This window comes from Mucilaginibacter rubeus, assembly GCF_003286415.2.
In the GTDB taxonomy this organism is placed as follows: Bacteria; Bacteroidota; Bacteroidia; order Sphingobacteriales; family Sphingobacteriaceae; genus Mucilaginibacter; species Mucilaginibacter rubeus_A.
The window spans coordinates 4943328-4963406 of the sequence record NZ_CP043450.1; the positions used below are offsets into that span (position 1 = coordinate 4943328).

18 protein-coding genes are annotated in these 20079 nt (G+C 44.7%); 12 read left to right on the forward strand and 6 right to left on the reverse strand.

Going from position 1 to position 20079, the window contains the following annotated elements; genetic code table 11:
• Positions 1 to 7 precede the first annotated feature (7 nt).
• From ilvB to ilvA, 11 genes are all read left to right on the forward strand, one after another.
• On the forward strand, positions 8 to 1744 hold the full coding sequence (gene ilvB / locus DEO27_RS19455; RefSeq protein WP_112572999.1) for a biosynthetic-type acetolactate synthase large subunit: 1737 nt from the start codon (positions 8 to 10) through the stop codon (positions 1742 to 1744).
• Positions 1745 to 1766: 22 nt separating this feature from the next.
• Positions 1767 to 2369 carry an acetolactate synthase small subunit gene (gene ilvN, locus DEO27_RS19460; protein ID WP_112572997.1) on the forward strand — a complete coding sequence of 201 codons (603 nt, stop codon included), beginning with the start codon at positions 1767 to 1769 and terminating at the stop codon, positions 2367 to 2369.
• A gap of 216 nt (positions 2370 to 2585) precedes the next feature.
• Positions 2586 to 3644 carry a ketol-acid reductoisomerase gene (gene ilvC / locus DEO27_RS19465; protein ID WP_091213120.1) on the forward strand — a complete coding sequence of 353 codons (1059 nt, stop codon included), beginning with the start codon at positions 2586 to 2588 and terminating at the stop codon, positions 3642 to 3644.
• Between the two features lie 128 nt (positions 3645 to 3772).
• On the forward strand, positions 3773 to 5191 hold the full coding sequence (gene leuC, locus DEO27_RS19470) for a 3-isopropylmalate dehydratase large subunit (RefSeq protein ID WP_112572996.1): 1419 nt from the start codon (positions 3773 to 3775) through the stop codon (positions 5189 to 5191).
• A gap of 133 nt (positions 5192 to 5324) precedes the next feature.
• On the forward strand, positions 5325 to 5915 hold the full coding sequence (gene leuD / locus DEO27_RS19475; RefSeq protein ID WP_112572994.1) for a 3-isopropylmalate dehydratase small subunit: 591 nt from the start codon (positions 5325 to 5327) through the stop codon (positions 5913 to 5915).
• 69 nt (positions 5916 to 5984) lie between these two features.
• The gene (locus DEO27_RS19480) at positions 5985 to 6791 is read left to right on the forward strand and encodes a methyltransferase domain-containing protein (RefSeq protein WP_112572992.1); all 807 of its coding nucleotides are present in this window, start codon (positions 5985 to 5987) and stop codon (positions 6789 to 6791) included.
• 57 nt (positions 6792 to 6848) lie between these two features.
• Positions 6849 to 7919, forward strand: a complete 1071-nt coding sequence (gene leuB, locus DEO27_RS19485) for a 3-isopropylmalate dehydrogenase (RefSeq protein ID WP_112573032.1) — start codon at positions 6849 to 6851, stop codon at positions 7917 to 7919.
• Positions 7920 to 7934: 15 nt separating this feature from the next.
• Positions 7935 to 8324, forward strand: coding sequence for a hypothetical protein (locus DEO27_RS19490; protein WP_146750059.1), 390 nt, complete (start codon positions 7935 to 7937; stop codon positions 8322 to 8324).
• Between the two features lie 188 nt (positions 8325 to 8512).
• On the forward strand, positions 8513 to 9268 hold the full coding sequence (locus tag DEO27_RS19495; protein WP_112572988.1) for a methyltransferase domain-containing protein: 756 nt from the start codon (positions 8513 to 8515) through the stop codon (positions 9266 to 9268).
• Positions 9269 to 9410: 142 nt separating this feature from the next.
• Complete coding sequence (locus DEO27_RS19500) at positions 9411 to 10577, forward strand: 2-isopropylmalate synthase (RefSeq protein ID WP_112572986.1); 1167 nt, start codon at positions 9411 to 9413, stop codon at positions 10575 to 10577.
• Between the two features lie 2 nt (positions 10578 to 10579).
• Positions 10580 to 11830 (forward strand): threonine ammonia-lyase IlvA, encoded by a 1251-nt coding sequence (gene ilvA / locus DEO27_RS19505; protein WP_112572984.1) that lies wholly within the window; start codon positions 10580 to 10582, stop codon positions 11828 to 11830.
• A gap of 183 nt (positions 11831 to 12013) precedes the next feature.
• Here the strand turns inward: ilvA and ispG are convergent, their stop codons facing one another.
• Positions 12014 to 14086 (reverse strand): (E)-4-hydroxy-3-methylbut-2-enyl-diphosphate synthase, encoded by a 2073-nt coding sequence (ispG, locus tag DEO27_RS19510; protein WP_112572982.1) that lies wholly within the window; start codon positions 14084 to 14086, stop codon positions 12014 to 12016.
• Between the two features lie 144 nt (positions 14087 to 14230).
• On the opposite strand from ispG, the gene DEO27_RS19515 reads away from it, so the two are divergent.
• The gene (locus DEO27_RS19515; protein WP_112572980.1) at positions 14231 to 15046 is read left to right on the forward strand and encodes a hypothetical protein; all 816 of its coding nucleotides are present in this window, start codon (positions 14231 to 14233) and stop codon (positions 15044 to 15046) included.
• A gap of 11 nt (positions 15047 to 15057) precedes the next feature.
• Here DEO27_RS19515 and DEO27_RS19520 read toward each other — a convergent pair whose 3' ends face one another.
• The 5 genes from DEO27_RS19520 to DEO27_RS19540 all read right to left on the reverse strand — a co-directional run bounded on the left by DEO27_RS19520 (position 15058) and on the right by DEO27_RS19540 (position 20023).
• Entirely contained in the window at positions 15058 to 15669 is a 612-nt protein-coding gene (locus DEO27_RS19520) for an RDD family protein (RefSeq protein WP_112572978.1), read from the reverse strand.
• Between the two features lie 136 nt (positions 15670 to 15805).
• Positions 15806 to 16804, reverse strand: a complete 999-nt coding sequence (locus DEO27_RS19525; RefSeq protein ID WP_112572976.1) for an MBL fold metallo-hydrolase — start codon at positions 16802 to 16804, stop codon at positions 15806 to 15808.
• Between the two features lie 78 nt (positions 16805 to 16882).
• Positions 16883 to 17713, reverse strand: coding sequence for an alpha/beta hydrolase family protein (locus DEO27_RS19530; protein WP_112573030.1), 831 nt, complete (start codon positions 17711 to 17713; stop codon positions 16883 to 16885).
• Between the two features lie 237 nt (positions 17714 to 17950).
• Positions 17951 to 19477 carry a carbon-nitrogen hydrolase family protein gene (locus tag DEO27_RS19535; protein ID WP_112572974.1) on the reverse strand — a complete coding sequence of 509 codons (1527 nt, stop codon included), beginning with the start codon at positions 19475 to 19477 and terminating at the stop codon, positions 17951 to 17953.
• 156 nt (positions 19478 to 19633) lie between these two features.
• Positions 19634 to 20023 carry a MauE/DoxX family redox-associated membrane protein gene (locus DEO27_RS19540; protein WP_112572972.1) on the reverse strand — a complete coding sequence of 130 codons (390 nt, stop codon included), beginning with the start codon at positions 20021 to 20023 and terminating at the stop codon, positions 19634 to 19636.
• Between the last annotated feature and the right edge of the window lie 56 nt (positions 20024 to 20079).

Here is a 20079-nt window from a genome sequence, read left to right on the forward strand (position 1 = left end):
TACAGGTATGGAAGTTGCACAAGATACACTAACCGCACCCGCCGCCGCCGAAACCGTAAATGTTTCAGGATCGGTAGCATTATTGGAAGCATTAATAGCCGAAGGTACCGATACCATTTTTGGTTATCCGGGTGGCGCTATTATGCCAATTTATGATGCTTTGTTTGATTACAATGATAAACTGAACCACATACTGGTACGCCACGAGCAGGGCGGCATTCACGCAGGCCAAGGCTATGCACGTACTTCGGGCAAAGTGGGCGTGGTATTTGCCACCAGCGGTCCGGGTGCTACCAACCTGGTAACAGGTTTGGCCGATGCCCAGATTGACAGCACACCATTGGTTTGTATTACAGGTCAGGTATTCGCGCACCTTTTAGGTACCGATGCTTTCCAGGAAACCGACGTGATCAACATCACTACCCCGGTTACTAAATGGAACTACCAGATAACTGATGCTACCGAAATTCCGGAAGTTATTGCCAAGGCATTTTATATCGCCCGCAGCGGCAGGCCAGGTCCGGTATTGATTGACATTACCAAAAACGCGCAGATTCAGCTATTTGACTTTGCAGGTTACAAACCATGCGATCATATCCGCAGCTACAGGCCGAAACCTATTGTTCGCCCGCAATACATTCAACAGGCTGCAGAGCTGATCAATAGCGCTCAAAAACCTTTCATCCTGTTTGGTCAGGGTGTTATTTTGGGCGGTGCCGAGCAGGAATTTAAAGCGTTTGTTGAAAAAAGCGGTATCCCTGCAGCGTGGACAGTGCTTGGCGCAGGCGCTATCCCGTCAGACCATCCGTTAAACGTAGGTATGTTGGGTATGCATGGCAACTACGGCCCTAACGTATTAACCAATGAGTGCGATGTATTGATCGCGATAGGTATGCGTTTTGATGACCGCGTAACCGGTCGTCTGGATAAATATGCAAAACAGGCTAAAGTTGTTCATTTGGATATCGACCCTGCCGAGATCGACAAAAACGTAAAATCAACCGTACCGGTTTGGGGCGATTGCAAGGAAACACTTCCGTTGCTGACCAAAGCCATCGAAAAGAAAGAACACACTGAATGGCTGGCTAAGTTTAACGACTACACCCGTCAGGAAGTTGAAGCAGTTATCCATAACGAGCTTAACCCAACCACGCCTGAAATGACCATGGGCGAGGTGATCAAACAACTTAACGAGATCACCAAAGGTGAAGCCGTTATTGTGACCGACGTAGGTCAGCATCAAATGGTAGCCTGCCGTTACGCTAAGTTTAACAATACCCGCAGCAACGTTACCAGCGGAGGTTTAGGCACTATGGGCTTTGCATTGCCTGCTGCTATAGGCGCTAAATTTGGCGCTCAGGATCGTACAGTAGTAGCTATTATTGGCGATGGAGGTTTCCAGATGACCTGCCAGGAATTGGGTACTATTATGCAAAGCGGTATCGATGTAAAGATTATCATCTTTAATAACCGTTTCCTGGGCATGGTAAGGCAATGGCAGGAGCTGTTCAATTCGCGCCGTTACTCATTTGTTGATATTCAAAGTCCGGATTTTGTGGCATTAGCCGCAGCATACCGCATACCGGGCAAATTAGTTGATGATCGCGCAGATTTGACTGCAGCATTAAATGAAATGCTAAACACGCCGGGATCATTCCTTTTGGAAGTAATGGTTACCAAAGAGAATAACGTATTCCCGATGGTACCACAAGGATGCAGTGTAAGCGAGATCAGGTTAAAGTAAGCCCTCTAAAAAAGACAAAATCATGAGCGAAGCAGAAAAAAAACAGGAATTTAACATCACCATATATACCGAAAACCAAATTGGTTTATTAAGCAGGATAGCTATTATATTTACGCGCCGTAAAATCAATATCGACAGCTTGAATACTTCTCCGTCGGAGATTGACAGTATTCACCGCTTCAATATCGTGATTAACGAGTATGAAGAGGTAGTGCGTAAACTTACCCGCCAGATTGAAAAACAGGTTGAGGTGTTAAAAGCATATTATCACACCAACGAAGATGTGATTTGGCAGGAATTAGCGTTATATAAGGTATCAACCGATGTAATTGCCGAAAAGGTTAGCGTTGAGCGTTTATTACGCGAAAACGGTGCACGCGCGGTAGTGATCCGTAAGGACTACACGGTGTTTGAAACCACCGGTCACCGCGAGGAAACCGATAACCTGATCAGCATATTACAACCTTATGGCCTGATTGAGTTTGTACGCAGCGCCCGCGTTGCTATCATTAAAGATAGCGAAGGCTTTAACAGCAAACTGCGCGAATTTGAAAGGCTCGAACCAGGCGAAGAGGTAATCGAAAACGAATACCTGAACCAGGGCGAGAAGGTGTTTACGATGTAAAGCACAAAGCTTAAGGCTGAAAGCCGAAAGCTTATAAAAAACGTCATTGCGAGGCACGAAGCAATCCCAAACTATACAGAGCGGATCTGCTTATCGGGGATTGCTTCGTGCCTCGCAATGACGGGATTAATAAAAAGAAACAAAAACTTAAATTACTAATACAATAAAATCGGTGAAATCGCCCGCAATCGGTGAAATCACAAAAATCAAAAAACAATGGCAAAACTAAATTTCGGCGGCACTGAAGAAAACGTAGTAACCCGCGAAGAGTTCCCTTTATCAAAAGCTCAGGAAGTATTAAAAGATGAAGTAGTAGCGGTAATTGGCTACGGTGTACAAGGTCCGGGCCAGGCCCTGAACCAAAAAGATAACGGTATCAACGTAATTGTTGGTCAGCGTAAAGGCACCAAAACTTGGGATAAAGCTATCAGCGATGGCTTTGTACCGGGCGAAACCCTTTTTGAAATTGAAGAAGCTTTAGAAAAAGGAACTGTAATTTGCTACTTATTGAGCGATGCAGCCCAGATCGCGTTATGGCCAACTGTTAAAAAACACTTAACTCCAGGCAAAGCCCTTTATTTCTCTCACGGCTTTGGTATCACTTTCAACGAGCAAACAGGCATTGTGCCTCCTGCTGATGTTGACGTGTTCCTGGTTGCTCCTAAAGGTTCAGGTACTTCATTACGTCGTATGTTCCTGCAAGGCCGTGGCTTAAACTCAAGCTACGCTATCTTCCAGGATGCTACCGGTAAAGCATTTGATCGTGTTATCGCTTTAGGTATCGCTGTAGGTAGCGGTTACTTATTCGAAACCAACTTCAAAAAAGAAGTATACAGCGATTTAACCGGCGAGCGTGGTACTTTAATGGGTTGCGTTCAAGGTATCTTCGCTGCTCAGTACGATGTATTACGTAGCCATGGTCACTCACCATCTGAAGCATTTAACGAAACTGTTGAAGAGCTTACCCAATCATTAATGCCGCTTGTTGCTGAAAACGGTATGGACTGGATGTACGCAAACTGTTCAACTACTGCTCAACGTGGTGCACTTGACTGGTGGAAAAAATTCCGTGACGCTACTAAACCTGTGTTTGAAGAGCTTTACGAAAGTGTTGCTACCGGTAAAGAATCACAACGTTCTATCGATTCAAATAGCCAGCCAGATTACCGCGAAAAACTGGATGCCGAACTGAAAGAATTACGCGAAAGCGAATTATGGCAAGCAGGCAAAACCGTACGCAGCTTACGTCCTGAAAACCAGGTTGTAGAAGCTTAATAATTTAGTGGCAGTAGCAGTTGAAAGTGGCAGCAGCAATTTTTTAGTAGCAGGACATAAACTGCAGCTGCTACTGCCACTTAAAAACTAACAACAACACTGCTATTGCCACTTAAAACTAAAATAAAATGGGACAAACATTATTTGATAAGATCTGGGATGCGCACGTCGTCAGCAGCAGCGAGGGGTTCCCGGATATTTTGTACATCGATACACATTTCATTCACGAGGTAACCAGTCCGCAGGCATTTGATGGTTTGCGTCAGCGAGGCTTACCCGTTTTCAGGCCAAAACAAACTGTGGCCACTGCCGATCACAACGTTCCAACCATTGATCAGCACTTACCCATTAAAGAAGAACTTTCACGCTACCAGGTAGATATGCTCACCAAAAACTGTAAAGAGTTTGGTGTTGAGCTATATGGCTTAGGCCACCCGTACCAGGGTATCGTTCACGTTATAGGCCCCGAGCTGGGCATCACCCGTCCGGGTGGTACTTATGTTTGCGGCGACAGTCACACTTCAACCCACGGCGCTTTTGGTGCCATTGCCTTTGGTATTGGTACATCGCAGGTTGAGCAGGTATTGGCTACGCAATGTTTACTTCAGTCGCGCCCAAAACGCATGAAAATTGAAGTGAACGGCAAATTACAAAAAGGCGTTGGCGCCAAAGATATTATCCTTTACATCATTGCGCATATCTCGGCTGCCGGTGGTACCGGTTATGCTGTTGAATATGCAGGCGATACCATCCGCTCGCTGAGCATGGAAGGCCGCATGACCATCTGCAACATGAGTATCGAGATGGGTGCACGGTGCGGGCTTATTGCTCCCGACGAAACCACCATCAACTACGTAAAAGGTCGCGAATTTGCCCCTAAAGGCGAAGAGTGGGATAAAGCAGTTGCTTACTGGGAAACTTTATACTCTGATGCTGACGCTCAGTTTGATGAAGTATTATCCTTTAAAGCCGAAGATATTGAGCCGATGATCACCTACGGAACCAATCCGGGTATGGGCATCGGTGTTACACAACACGTTCCTGAAACTGCTTCATTTGAAGCTAAAGAACAGGGATCATACAAAAAAGCCCTTGATTACATGGGCCTGCACGATGATGAAACGCTATTGGGTAAACCAATTGATTATGTATTCATCGGCAGCTGTACCAACTCGCGCATTGAAGACCTGCGCCAGGTTGCCGAGTTTGTAAAAGGTAAACACAAGGCCGATAATGTTACTGTATGGGTAGTTCCCGGCTCAAAACAAGTACAGCAGCAGGCTATTGCCGAAGGCCTTGATAAAATATTTAACGAAGCCGGGTTCCCGCTCCGCGAACCAGGTTGCAGCGCATGCCTTGGCATGAACGAAGATAAGATACCGGCAGGTAAATACTGCGTATCAACCTCAAACCGCAACTTTGAAGGCCGCCAGGGACCAAACAGCCGTACCTTCCTTGCCAGCCCCCTAACCGCGGCAGCAAGCGCTATTACAGGTGTGGTTACGGATATACGTCAGTTTTTAAACGAAGAGGAGTTGGTAGGTTAATAACCATCATTAAAAAGAGCGAAAACCAGTATGTCATTGCGAGCGTAGCGCGGCAATCGCATACTGTACAGAGCGAACCTACAGCGTTCGCGATTGCTTCGTTCCTCGCAATGACATAAAGTAGAAAAACAAAATGGCAACTAAAATATTTAAACACATCCAAACCAGCGTAGTGCCTTTGCCTATCGAGAATATCGATACCGACCAGATTATTCCTGCAAGGTTTTTGAAAGCTACTACCCGCGATGGCTTTGGCAATAATTTATTCCGCGACTGGCGTTTTGATGAAAACGATAATCCTAAAGCTGATTTCGTACTCAACCACCCAACCTTTAGCGGTAAAGTACTGGTAGCCGGTAAAAACTTTGGCTGCGGCAGTAGTCGTGAGCACGCTGCATGGGCCATATCTGATTATGGTTTCGACGCGGTAGTGAGCAGCTTTTTTGCTGATATTTTTAAAGGCAATGCCCTTAACAACGGTTTACTACCGGTGCAAGTGAGCGAAGATTTTCTGAAAAAGATTTTCGACGCCGTTTATGCCGACCATAAAGCTGAGATAGAGATCGACCTGGAAAGCCAAACCATCACCATCTCATCAACCGGCGAAAAAGAAAGCTTCGAGATCAACCCGTACAAAAAAGCCTGCCTGATAAACGGCTATGATGATATCGACTACATCCTGAGCCAAAAAGGCAAGATTGAGGAGTTTGAATCTGTAAGGTAAAAGCTGAAAGGTTAAAGGCGAAGGGTCAGAAACCCGACCAGACTAATGAACCATTGAACAAATGAACTAATGAACCAGTCAACAACCAATAAAGTAATTCAGCGAGAAGGTAAAGGTACCGCCAAATTATTCGACGAACGGAGTTTAGCGAATGATTATGCAACCCTTGCCCCCCTGCTCAGGCCTGGCCTGAAAGTGCTGGATGTGGGTTGTGGCACGGGCGCTATCTCCAAAGATATTGCCGCGTTAGTTGGCGAAAGCGGTCATGTTACGGGCATTGACAATACCGAATATTTTATCCAGAGCGGTAAGGAGACTTACGCTTCGGTTCAAAACCTGGAACTGATCTACACTGATCTGTTCAGCTTTGAGCCTGAAGAAAAGTACGACCTCATCGTTTCGGCCCGTGTGTTACAATGGCTGAGCAATCCAGTTGAGGCTTTAAAGAAAATGTATTCGCTGTTAAAACCAGGTGGCACAGTATCCATTTTGGATTATAACCACGAGGCTTTACAATGGCAGCCGCAACCACCGGTAAGCATGCAGCGCTTTTACGCTACTTTTTTAAGGTGGCGGGGCGATGCCGGTATGAACAACCACATTGCCGAAGATCTGCCCGAATATTTGCAGGAAGCAGGTTTTGCCAATATCGAAGTATTTAATGCCGATGAGGTTTATCAAAAAGGCGAATATAACTTTGAAGGCAAAGCAGGCATCTGGGCAAAAGTAGCCCAGTCAAAGCAAATGGTTGAGGAAGGCTATATTGATGATGAATCGCGCTTGCTGGCTATTGATGAGTACACCAACTGGGTAGAAAATGAAGCCGAGCAAATGGTGATGAAACTAAAAGAAGTATGCGGCGTAAAACCCGAATAAATAAAACATCTATAAAACAAAAAACCGCTGCCTCTGGCAGAGATTAGGGTTATGGGAATTAAAAAACATATATTAGTAATACCCGGCGACGGGATAGGCCCGGAGGTTACCACTTGGGGTAAAGCAGTTTTAGAAAAAATCGGTCAGGATTTTGGCCACGAATTTACTTTTGACGAAGCCCTGATGGGCCATGCGGGTATCGAGGCAACCGGCAATCCGCTGCCTGACGAAACTCTGGCTAAAGCTAAAGCAAGCGATGCTATCCTGTTTGGCGCTATCGGTCACATCAAATATGATAATGACCCGTCGGCCAAAGTACGTCCGGAGCAGGGATTATTAAAGATCCGTAAAGAGCTTGGTTTATACGCCAACCTGCGTCCTATTATGTTGTTTGATGAGCTTTTGGATGCGTCAAGCCTTAAGCCCGAAATATTGAAAGGTACGGATATCCTTTTCTTCCGCGAGTTAACCGGCGACGTTTACTTCGGCGAGAAAAAACGCAGCGAAGATCGTAACACCGCTTCTGACCTGATGATCTATTCACGTTACGAAGTTGAGCGTATAGCAATCAAAGCTTACGAGGCTGCCCGCGTACGTGGTAAAAGGTTATGCTCTGTTGATAAAGCAAACGTATTGGAGGCTTCACGCTTATGGCGCGAGGTGGTACAGGAAATTGCCAAACAATATCCGGATGTTGAAACCGAGCACATGTTTATTGATAACGCGGCCATGCAGTTGGTTAAAAACCCTAAAAAGTTTGATGTGGTATTAACCGCTAACCTTTTTGGTGATATCCTAACCGACGAAGCGTCGCAAATTGCAGGCTCAATGGGTATGCTGGCTTCAGCTTCGGTAGGTGATGGCACAGGATTTTTTGAGCCTATCCACGGTTCGGCACATGATATCGCCGGTCAGGATAAAGCAAATCCGCTGGCCTCTATCTTATCAGTAGCACTGATGCTTGAAATAAGCTTCGGCCTTAAAGAGGAAGCTAAAAAGATAACCGACGCCATTGATGAAACGCTGAAAGACGGTTACCGTACCGGCGATATAGCAGATGCCAATACCGACAAAGCTAAAATCTTAGGCACTACGGCAATGGGCCAAAAAGTGCTTGAATATTTATAGTAGACAGCCATTGTCATGATGACTAAGTTCAGCATCTTCATGATGATCTTGTTCCTCTTTTGTGGCTACGGAGCCAATAACGGAGGAGGGACATTTGCCTTTATCGAGGTGCTGATGGCCATGAGCATGGATGATAATGAAAAGCTCGAAAACCTGGTATTGCTGTTCGCAATAGCAGCCCAGGTAGCCGGAGTTTATGCCATCATCCGCTCAAACAGCAAGCTGATGCTATGGGTAATTATAGCCCTGAGCCTGGCGGTAATAGTTGTAACCGCTGCTTCGGCAGATGCCATTGGTAAAGTGATATGGGTTAACAGCTTGTTTGTGGTGAGTGCAGTAGTTTATATCGCATTGCACTTTAGAAACAAAAAAATATCAATTACCTCTAACGAGGTAACCGGATAAAATAAAAGCGCGGGCAAGTGCGATTCCTTCCCTGGGGAAGGAGGAGGAAGGGGTTAGATAAGCGTGCGGAAAGTATGCATGTTGCAGAAACCCCTCCCTGCCACTACACAATCTGCCGCACCCCTCCCAAGGGAGGGAATTACAAAAATAATCGGTGTAATCAAAAGCATCGGTGTAATCTAAGAAATATGAAATGGAACGCTGATTTGTACGACCAAAAGCATGCCTTCGTATTCAAATACGGGGAAGATGTGCTGGAGTTTCTGGATGTGAAACCGGGTGAGCACATCCTTGATCTGGGTTGCGGTACAGGCCATTTAACCAAACAAATACAAGATAAAGGTGCGGTAGTAAAAGGTACCGATTACTCGCCCGAAATGATAGCCCAGGCTAAACAACTTTACCCGGATGTTGATTTCGCAGTTGAAAACGCTGCCGATTTCTTTACCGACGAAAAATACGACGCTGTTTTTTCAAACGCTGCCCTGCATTGGGTGCTTGATGCTAACGGCGCAATTCGTAGTGTGTTTAACAGCCTCAAAAAAGGCGGGCGTTTTGTTGCCGAAATGGGTGGCAAAGGCAATGTTGAACGCCTGATAGAAGCTACTAAACAGGTGCTTCATAATCATGGTTACCATGAAAAAGCCGATGTAAAAGTTTGGTATTTTCCATCGGTAGGCGAATATACCACCAAACTGGAAGAGCATGGTTTCAGGGTAACGTATGTTATCCACTATGACCGCAAAACCGCGCTTCAGGATGGTGAACAGGGTGTAGCCAAATGGATCACCATGTTTGGCGCTCAATTTTTAGATGGTATCCCGGATGACGAAAAACAACAGATCCTGGCCGAGATCACCAAAAAGCTTGAACCTTTTTATAATGAGAACGGCGAATGGTATGCCGACTACAAAAGGTTACGGTTTATTGCAGTAAAAGAATAGATAGGAGACGTGAGATTTGAGATATGAGATTTTTTTCTCTAACTTGAATTTTGCTTTTTGATAAAAAAACAAAGAAATAAACACCGATGAAGGATAAGGGCATTAATTTCCTATCCAACATCTCAAATCAAAATAAAAAGATATGTTACACGATCCCAACCGCGTTTATGTTTTTGATACCACGCTTCGCGATGGCGAGCAGGTACCGGGTTGCCAGTTAACAACCCCCGAAAAGATTGAGATAGCTAAGGAACTGGAACTACTGGGCGTGGATATTATTGAAGCAGGTTTCCCGGTTTCAAGTCCGGGCGACTTCCAAAGCGTTGTTGAAATTTCAAAAGCTGTTAAAGAGCCTACTGTTTGCGCGCTTACCCGCGCTAACAAAGGTGATATTGACGCAGCTGTAGCATCTCTGCAATATGCCAAACGTCCACGGATCCATACGGGTATCGGTTCGTCTGATATGCACATCAAGCATAAATTTAACAGTACCCGCGAAGAGATTTTAGAGCGCGCTGTTGAAGCGGTTAAATATGCTAAGAAATCTGTTGAGGATATTGAGTTTTACGCCGAAGATGCTGGCAGGGCCGATGTGGTTTACCTGGCCCAGATGGTTGAGGCTGTTATTGCCGCCGGTGCAACTGTGGTAAACATTCCGGATACCAACGGTTACTGCTTACCAGATCAGTACGGTGCCAAGATCAAGTTCCTGAAAGAGAACGTTAAAAATATTGATAAAGCTATTATCTCGGTACATTGTCATAATGACCTTGGTTTGGCTACCGCCAACTCTATAGCCGGCTTACAAAACGGTGCCCGCCAAATTGAAGGTACTATTAACGGTATTGGCGAGCGTGCAGGTAACACTTCTATCGAAGAAGTGGTGATGATCCTGAAAACACACCAAACTTTAGGCTTGCATACTAACATCGACTCTAAAAAGTTTTATGAACTGAGCCAGATGATCCGCACACAAATGCGTATGCCGGTACAGCCTAATAAAGCTATTGTAGGTGCCAATGCCTTTGCCCACAGCTCAGGTATTCACCAGGACGGCTTCCTGAAAATGCGTGAAAACTACGAGATCATTCGCCCTGAAGATGTAGGCTTTCCGAGCGCCACAATAGTGCTAACCGCGCGCAGCGGCAGGCATGCTCTGAAATTCCATCTGGAGCGTTTAGGATATACGCTGGATAAGGAAGAACTTGCTTTTGTTTACAATAACTTTTTAACGCTTGCTGATAGTAAGCTTGACATAAATGACCAGGATTTGCAAGGCCTTATGGCGCACCGACTGGTAAAAAATTAACAATGGAAACTGATACAAAAAGCCGGCTTAATTTTGAAGCGGCATACCAGCGGATAAAGGACGTTGTGAAACGTACCCCGCTGCAATATAACGCCGGTCTTTCGGCAAAATATGAGTGTGATGTTTATTTAAAACGCGAAGACCTGCAGGTTGTGCGTTCATACAAGTTGCGCGGCGCGTACAACATGATCAGTCAGTTAAATGACGATGAGTTGAGCCGCGGTGTAGTTTGCGCCAGTGCGGGTAACCATGCCCAGGGCGTAGCTTTTTCATGCAACAAAAAAAATATTAAGGGTGTAATTTTTATGCCCGAAATAACGCCTAAGCAAAAGGTTAAACAAACCGCCATGTTTGGCAACGGTAATATAGAGATTGTGCTTACCGGCGATACCTTTGATGATTGCCTGGCCGAAGCCCTTGCCTATACCGAAAAACACCAGATGACTTTCATCCCTCCTTTCGATGACTACCGCGTTATTGAAGGCCAGGGAACCGTAGGTGTTGAAATACTGCAGGACCTGCCGGACATTGAAGTTGCAATCATGCCTATTGGCGGTGGCGGTTTTGCTTCTGGCACAGGTACCTATCTTAAAAATAACGTTCCGAACATTCACCTGATAGGCGTTGAGCCGGAAGGTGCCCCATCAATGCTGGGTGCCATAAACCATGGTAAACCTATTACATTAGATGAAATAGACCGTTTTGTTGATGGCGCCGCTGTTAAACGTGTTGGCGCGTTAACCTATGATATCTGTAAAGATATCCTGAACGATATGCTGCTGGTACCCGAAGGTAAAATATGCACCACCATACTCAAACTTTATAATGAGGATGCTATTGTAGTTGAACCGGCCGGTGCATTATCTGTAGCCGCGCTTGATGCCTGCAAAGAGCAAATCAAAGGCAAAAAGGTAGTTTGCATTATCAGCGGTGGTAATAACGATATTGCCCGCATGCAGGAGATCAAAGAAAAATCGCTGCTGTACGAAGGTTTAAAACATTACTTCATCGTAAGGTTCCCGCAACGTCCGGGGGCTTTGAAGTTATTTGTAAATAGTGTATTAGGCCCTGGTGATGACATTACCCGTTTTGAGTTCATTAAAAAGAATGAAAAAGAAAACGGCCCGGCACTGGTAGGCATCGAGCTAAAAAATGCTGAGGACTACCCTGCCCTGTTGCAACGGATGCACGCGCACCGTTTCAATGTTATTGAATTGAATAAAGACCAGACTTTGTTTGAGTATTTGGTGTGAGTCTCCCGCTCGTCATTGCGAGGCACGAAGCAATCCCAAACTATACAGAGTGGCTCTGCCAATCGGGGATTGCTTCGTGCCTCACAATGACGTGGTGGAGATGAAAGAGGCCTAAAACTTGAAAGTTTTAGGCCTCTTTTTTATTCTGTAAATTCTAAAATTCTGTAAATTCTGATTCAGAAATTACTCCTGCACCACATCAATCCAGTTACCATCCCCTTTAATGATATTGATCAACTCATCAAGCGCATTGGCCGAACTAATATTTTTCTTCACGGCTTCCTTACCACGGTAAAGGGTGATTTTATCGGTACCTGAGCCAACATAACCATAGTCGGCATCGGCCATTTCGCCGGGGCCATTTACGATACAGCCCATGATACCAATCTTCAATCCTTTAAGGTGACTTGTGCGACTGCGAATCATCTGGGTAGTAACCATCAGATCGAACAATGTACGGCCGCAGCTTGGGCAGGAAATATACTCTGTTTTGGAGATACGTGAGCGGGTAGCCTGCAAAATACCAAAAGCGGTAGAGGTAATTACATTAGTAGGTAGTTCAGGAGCATCTATCCAGATACCATCGCCAAAACCATCAACCAATAAAGCGCCAAGATCGGTTGAAGCGTAGAGTTGTAATTTAGATGTGAGATCTGAGATTTGAGATTTGAGATCAACTTCACTTTCGGACTTTCCGACTTCCGGACTTCCGGACTCGAATAAATAGCTTCTCTTCACAATCACCGGCACATCCAAACCAAGCTCTTCCATTTTAAAGAAGAAAGCGCGTTGCTCAGCCATACCGTGCAGGGCCTCGGTTTCGAGCACCAGCACCAGCGAATTATCCAACTGGATAGATCCGAAAGCATCTGAGTCAATATCAGCTGGCTGCAACCTTACTAAGTTTAGTTTTGAAGACCGGTCGACATCGCCAATATATTCCTGTAGGGTAAATACAGGGTGGCAATTGGTTTTATCGGCCAGTTTAAGCCAGGTATTGTAATTATAAAGCTGCTTTAAGTTGCCTGGTAAAGTAAACGAAGGCAATTCATCGGCCAGGTAAACAAAATCAACTGATTGTTCGGCCATGTTATATTTATCCAGCAGCGGCGAGTACAGGTAGCCTGCTTCGTTCAACACAGCCGGATCTTTCAGGTTCTTTTTCGATAAGTCAACCACTACCCTCGGCACCAAATGTCCGCCTATAAAAGCGTTGGCCTCGTAGGTTTCGCGTTTTTTGTATTCGTATGGATTATGTTGAGCTGGTGAAATGTCAAATGTTAAAGGCGAAATATTTTTATCTTCACCTAAAGCTTCGGCCTTTTGCCTTTCGCCTTTCGCCTTTTCCCTCAAAGAATAGCGACGAACCAACTCAATAGCAACCGGGGCTTCGGCTTCAGGCTCTTCGGTTAGGGATACACGCACGGTATCGCCGAGACCATCTTCCAATAACGTTCCTATACCTACGGCAGATTTAATGCGGCCGTCTTCACCATCGCCGGCTTCAGTCACACCAAGGTGCAGCGGATAGTTCATGCCTTCTGCAACCATAGTTTCAACCAGTAAACGGTAGGCCTGTACCATCACCTGCGGGTTGCTCGATTTCATTGAGATCACGAGGTTATAGTAATTGAGTTGCTCACACATCCGCATAAATTCCATGGCCGATTCAACCATACCTTGTGGGGTATCGCCGTAACGGCTCATGATCCTGTCGCTCAGCGAACCATGATTGGTACCGATACGCATGGCAGTGCCATATTCTTTACACACTTTTACTAACGGCGCAAACTTTTGGAGAATGCGTTCCAGTTCGCCCTGATATTCCAGGTCGGTATAATCTATCTGGTCAAATTTCTTTTTATCGGCATAGTTACCGGGATTAACACGCACCTTTTCAACTATGCGGGCAGCTACCTCGGCAGCATTTGGGGTAAAGTGAATATCAGCAACCAATGGCACTGTATAGCCACGGGCGCGAAGTTGCTTTTTAATTTCGGCCAGGTTTTGGGCCTCTTTAATGCTGGGCGCTGTGATCCGCACATACTCGCAACCGGCATCAACCATACGAATGGTTTGCTCAACCGTACCAATGGTATCCATGGTATCGGTAGTGGTCATGCTTTGTATGCGGATTGGATTATTCCCGCCCATAGGTATATCGCCGATATTAACCTCGCGGGTAATAAAACGCGAATATTCGGTTAATGAGTTACAATAACGACCGGGCAGCACTTTAACAGCATCAGTATTCATCAGTGATGGAAATTAATATAATGCAAATTTAGTGAATATGTTGGGATTAGGCTACCTGCATGTAAACGATAAATTCATAGTAAAGTCAATCACTTTAAATTGAATTTATATATTTTAGCTAAATAAAACCTTTATCTCTTCACAATGAGAAACTATATTTTGCTTATTACGCTTTGTTTCATCTTTTCGTGCAAGAGTAATACTAAAAAAGACAATGCTTCGATAGATGCAGATGCCGGAAACTCTAATTTACTCATTAAAAAATTCAAGCCACTACTGCAAGGCACCTGGGTAAACAAGACCTATATTGATAAGGTGGCAAAAACAAGATCGCCATTGGCGGCAGTGAAAGAAGCTGACGGCATATCATCTTTTAGCATCAATACCGCAGACATGAAAGGCGATAGTATTATTGTACCCGTTGGCTGGGATAATCATGACGGAAGTGACGTTACGTTATCATTTAAGAAAGGGAAGCGGCCTTCGTCGTTAATATTTGGAGCAGGCGAACTTTGTGCTACTGTTGATCACGGTGATACTATCATAACTGTTTATTATCCTAATAATAAGGGTCAGATTAAAACCACTCCATTTATCAGGGCAAACTCCAAAGAGATAATGCAAATTGCAGATGGGATGTACCGCCTGATTAATAAGGTGCTTATTGCCGGAACCTATAATTTACAAGATTCCACAGCAAATTCCGTGGTAATGTTTAGTATTGATGGCAAAGTGCAAGGATTTCGTGGCTTTAAAAACTACACCATAAACATCGACCTTAACTCGGACGCAATGGATAATCTTGACGAGATCGGATTTAGGAATGATATAAAACATCATGCCAGCTACTCATTTAAGTTTGATGGCGATACACTGAAGCTTTATGATACCAAACCCAACGCAGATTCGTCTTTATTGATTCTGGATAAATTAAAGTACAAATTGGTAAAGCAAAAGTAAGCTCAAACCCATCATATCAACCTATCTTTAATCACCAAAGTCCCGGCAATCATATCATGTAAACACTGTTGCTGCTTATTAAAAAACGCTATCAAGTAACCGATAAAAAGGGTTAATACTGAAAATAACTTGGCGAGGTTACGACCGATCGCCTTTCCAACGCTGATCCGGTTGCCATCCATATCCACTACTTTTATATTAAGCATTTGCTTACCGTAAGTAGCTTGCTTAACCGAGCTTTCCATTACCACATGATAAATAAATTTGCCAATGGGTGTAAAAGCAATAATACCGATAGAGGTATAGATGCGGGCCTGCTTATCAGTAACGAACAGGAACACCGCCGCAGCCGCAAGCATTACAAATACCCCAAACACTATAAACCAGTCAAGCGCTGATGCCAGCCAGCGCTGATCAAAGCTGCCGTAATATTGCATGAGCAGCTTTGGCCGGGCAAAGCCGAACAGTTCCCGTAACTCGGTAATTTCCTGGGCTTCCTTGTAATCCACCATGTCATCGGTCTTAACAAAATCGCCGGGTTTGATGCCGCGCGTTTTGAGCTCGGGGATGGTAAATGGCCCTTCGGGTTTACCGTTAATGACTAATATGTAGGATTGGGACATGAGGCGATCTATTACATAACCATATCATTGCGAGGAGGAACGACGAAGCAATCGCATACTATACAGGGCCGGCTTGCCTCTGTGCGATTGCCACGCTTCGCTTGCAGTGACATATTCTATTTGTGTTTTTATCCCTCTAAGATAGATATTCCTTCCACCAATCAGAATTATAAGCGCCTTTTACCTCGGTCGGTTCGCCAGGTTTGGGGGCAAATAAATTGATATGTTTTTGTTTTGCCATAGGTACCAACCATTCAATAGGCTCGTACCAGGCATGCGGGGCCAGGTTAAATGTACCATAGTGGATGGGCATCATCAGTTTACCTTTCAGATCAAGATGCGCGTTAGACGCATTATCCGGCCCCATGTGAATATCGGGCCAGAATTTTCCATATGCGCCTATTTCAAGCATGGTTAAATCAAACGGACCAAAAGCCTCTCCTATTGCTTTAAACTCGGGCGAATATCCCGAATCGGCACCAAAATAAATATTATGTTCAGGGCCTTTAATCACAAATGACGACCAAAGCGTTTCGTTTCTCCCGGTAATCCCCCTGCCAGAAAAATGCCGGGATGGCGTTGAAGTAAGAACAATTTCATTGCCGATCATCGCGCTATCACCCCAATCCATTTCAGTGATAAAATTGGCAGCCATACCCCAGCGGGTTAAATACTGGGCCACACCCACCGAGCAGAAAAAAGGAATATTTTTATCGGCAAAAAACTTGATCGTAGCTTTATCCAAATGGTCATAATGGTCATGCGACTGGATCACGGCATCCAGCGGTGGCAGGTCTTCAAGAGCTATAGGCGGTTTAAAAAACCGCTTAGGCCCAAATGATTGCGAAAACGAAACCCTGTCGCTCCAAACGGGATCGGTAAGGATGCGTTTTCCATCTATCTCAATCAGGATGCTGGAGTGCCCAATCCAGGTGATACGCAAACCAGATGCGGGCGGCGTATTGTAAACCGATGGATCTGTTTTAAACGGACCTAAAGTTTTTTTAGGCGTATTCTCGGCTTTGTTATTCACATATTCCCTCAAAATGGGAATCATTTTGCCAAAGCCAGCCTCGTCGGTAGGTATAGTATTTTGATATTTTTGTCCTTTTTTTCGCGATGCGGGTAAACTCATAACAGCAATTATAGTACTTAAAACAGGTATGATATAAGTAACGCAAAAAAGTTACGATTGGTTGAATGTCCGGTACCTTTATTTACTTAAAAATGATATTGCTGTATCGCAAAACTCAATTAACGGAGCAGGCAAAACATCCCCATCAAAAGGGTGCAAACCGCCAAAAGTATGATCGGCCTCTTTTTGTACGATGTATTGGCCAGCAGGATTAGCTTCGTGCAACTGCTGCGAATGGCTAACCGGTACCGTAGGATCGGCATCACCATGAATGATGAGCCATGGCTGGGTGATTTTAGCGGCCTGCTTTAAAATATCTAACCTAATCGGGTTATTATCCAGATCATCCAACAAGGTTGATTTGACAGGCATTTGCTGACCGGTGCGTTTATTTTCAAAGTAAAAAACCCCCTGCAGTCGCCACTGGGGCTCTATCTGTTTAGGCCAAAGGTTACGGAAACCGGATATGGAAGCCATGCTCACCAATTTTTTGATCCGCGCATCTTCGGCTGTTTTGATGATACTTATACCGCCACCCATGCTATGGCCAATGAGGTATACGCCATCGGCAACGGGTATGCTCGCGCCGCTGCAGGCAAAATCAATGATGGTATCCAGGTCTTCCAGTTCGATAGAGATGGTATTATCTGCAAAAGCAGTCAGATCTGCAAAATCTTGAGGATGTGCAGGCGTTGTGCCATTATGCGAAAAATTGAATTTCAGGAAACGGAAGCCATTTTTGACAAAGTACCGGGCCAGCAGATCATGCGTACCCCAATCTTTAAAGCCCTTAAAACCATGAGCGAAAATTACCAGTGGCGCATTTTTAAAAGCATCATCATAGGTAACATCAATAAGCATTGGTCGGCCTTTAGCGCCGGGAAGGGTAAAATTATCTTTCCTGATCATGGCGGCTAAGTTAGTATTAACCGGGATATTATTTCGGGAGCAGTCTGAAGTAATTAGGCTAAAGCCCTTCTTTGCTAACCCGATCCGTTGGCTAAAGCCACCGGCAATGAAAAACACAAGCTATTCAAAAGAAAGCGTCATTGCGAGGTACGAAGCAATCCCAAACTATACAGAGCGGATTTGCTTATCTGGGATTGCTTCGTACCTCGCAATGACGCTTTTTGTAATATTGTTTCCCTACACCCTTTTCCCGTTAAAAGTGATATTATACAAATCCGTGCGCCTGTCTTTGATATTTTGCACACTGCCGTATTCATGCAGCTCGTCCAATAACGACAGGTCAACATCAGCAATCACAATCATCTCGGTATTAGGTGTGGCTTCAGATTGAATACCATTGGTTGGGAAACCAAAATCAGATGGTGTAAATACCGCCGATTGCGCGTAGCTCACTCCCATATTATTTACGTTAGGCAGGTTGCCAACACAGCCGGCTATAGCCACATAACATTCATTTTCAACGGCACGGGCCTGCGCGCAAAACTTAACCCTGTTGTATCCGTTTTGGGTATCGGTAAGGAAGGGTACAAACAAGATTTGCATATCCTGCCCGGCCATAATGCGCGACAGTTCCGGAAACTCCACGTCATAACAGATCAGAATGCCTATTTTACCGGCATCGGTTTCAAACACCCTCACTTCATCACCACCACGGATGCCCCATGAGCTAATTTCAGATGGTGTTGGGTGGATCTTGTAAACCTCCTCCATGCTACCGTTGCGGCGCAGCAGGTAGGATACGTTATACAACGATTCTTCATCAATTTTAGGCATGCTGCCCGCTATGATATTTACGTTATAGGATACGGCCAGTTTGCCAAATTCCTCAACAATCTGCTGGGTATATTTTGCCAGCTCGCGCATGGCCTTGGCCGTATCCATGTGGTTATAATCGGCCATGAGCGGCGTGTTAAATAACTCAGGGAACAGAATAAAATCGGCCTGGTAGTCGCTCACCGCGTCAACAAAGTATTCGGCATGTTTAAGCAACTCGCTGATATTATTATAAGAGCGCATTTGCCACTGCACCAGCCCAATACGCACTACCGTTTTATGATTAATAGCATCACTTACTTCTTCATAGTAAACATTGTTCCACTCTATAAGCGTAGCAAAACCCTTTGAACGGCTATCCTCCGGCAGGTAGTTTTTCAGTACTTTACGTACGTGAAAATCATTAGATAGCTGGAACGATAGTGTAGGATCATAAATCTCCTTGTATTTCACCTTGTCGATATACTGTCGTGGCGTAAGCTCGTTCTGATATTTCTGATAATTGGGGATGCGTCCCCCAGCTATAATACTTTTTAGGTTTAGCTTTTCGCATAGTGCCTTCCGTGCTTCATAAAGGCGGCGCGCCAAACGAAGACCACGATAATTGGGGTGTATAAAAATATCGATACCATAAAGCACATCACCTTTTTCGTTATGGGTTTTAAAGGTGCTATCTCCTGTAATTTGCTTATAGGTGTGGTTATCCCCAAATTTTTGATAATCAACAATAATAGATAACGCACAGCCGACTACCACATCGTTCACGGTTACACAGATCTGTCCTTCAGGGAAAAGTTTGATGAGCTTTTTGATGGAATTGGCATCCCAATAGTCCTCATCCATATCCATATAAGCCGACTTCATCGACTTTTTAAGTTCCTGATAATCCTGTACTTCCAGGTTACGTAGTTCTACACTTTGCAGATCCATAGTTTTTTGTTACGATCAGTATTTTTATGTTATGCTGAACTGTCTCGAACGAGGTGTTTCAAACGCCCAACAAGACAAAGTTTGTTTATTGCAGTGCAGGGCAAACCAACAAGCTACCCCATCACTGTACTCCCAACATCCAAAAGCTCAATTGGTTTAAAGTAATTTTTCGCGATCGCTGGTATGCCACCAAACCCAATAGATCAGTACAAATTGTGCCGCGAGCCTGAGCCAGGCGAAAAAAGGCGTAATTGTCATCCCCTCAACCTTAAAAGGCGCGTCAAATATCATCCCAATATGCACGCTCAGAAAGGCAATCAGCATAAGCACAATGCCCCAGCCCGCCCAATACCTTGTTTTTGTTGAGATAAGTAATAAACCAAGCGTTATTTCCACAACACCCGCCACCATATTTAACGCTTTCGGATATAGCAGGTTATGAGGCATTACTGCGTAGTAAAAACCAGGATCGCGGAAGTGGTTAAGGCCGGCAAGCACGTAAAATGCTATAAGTATTATCAGGCTTATTTTTTTAAACTTATTCATGATTTAATTTACAAATATTTTGTTATACGCACCACAAAACAGTTTAAATACTGCAA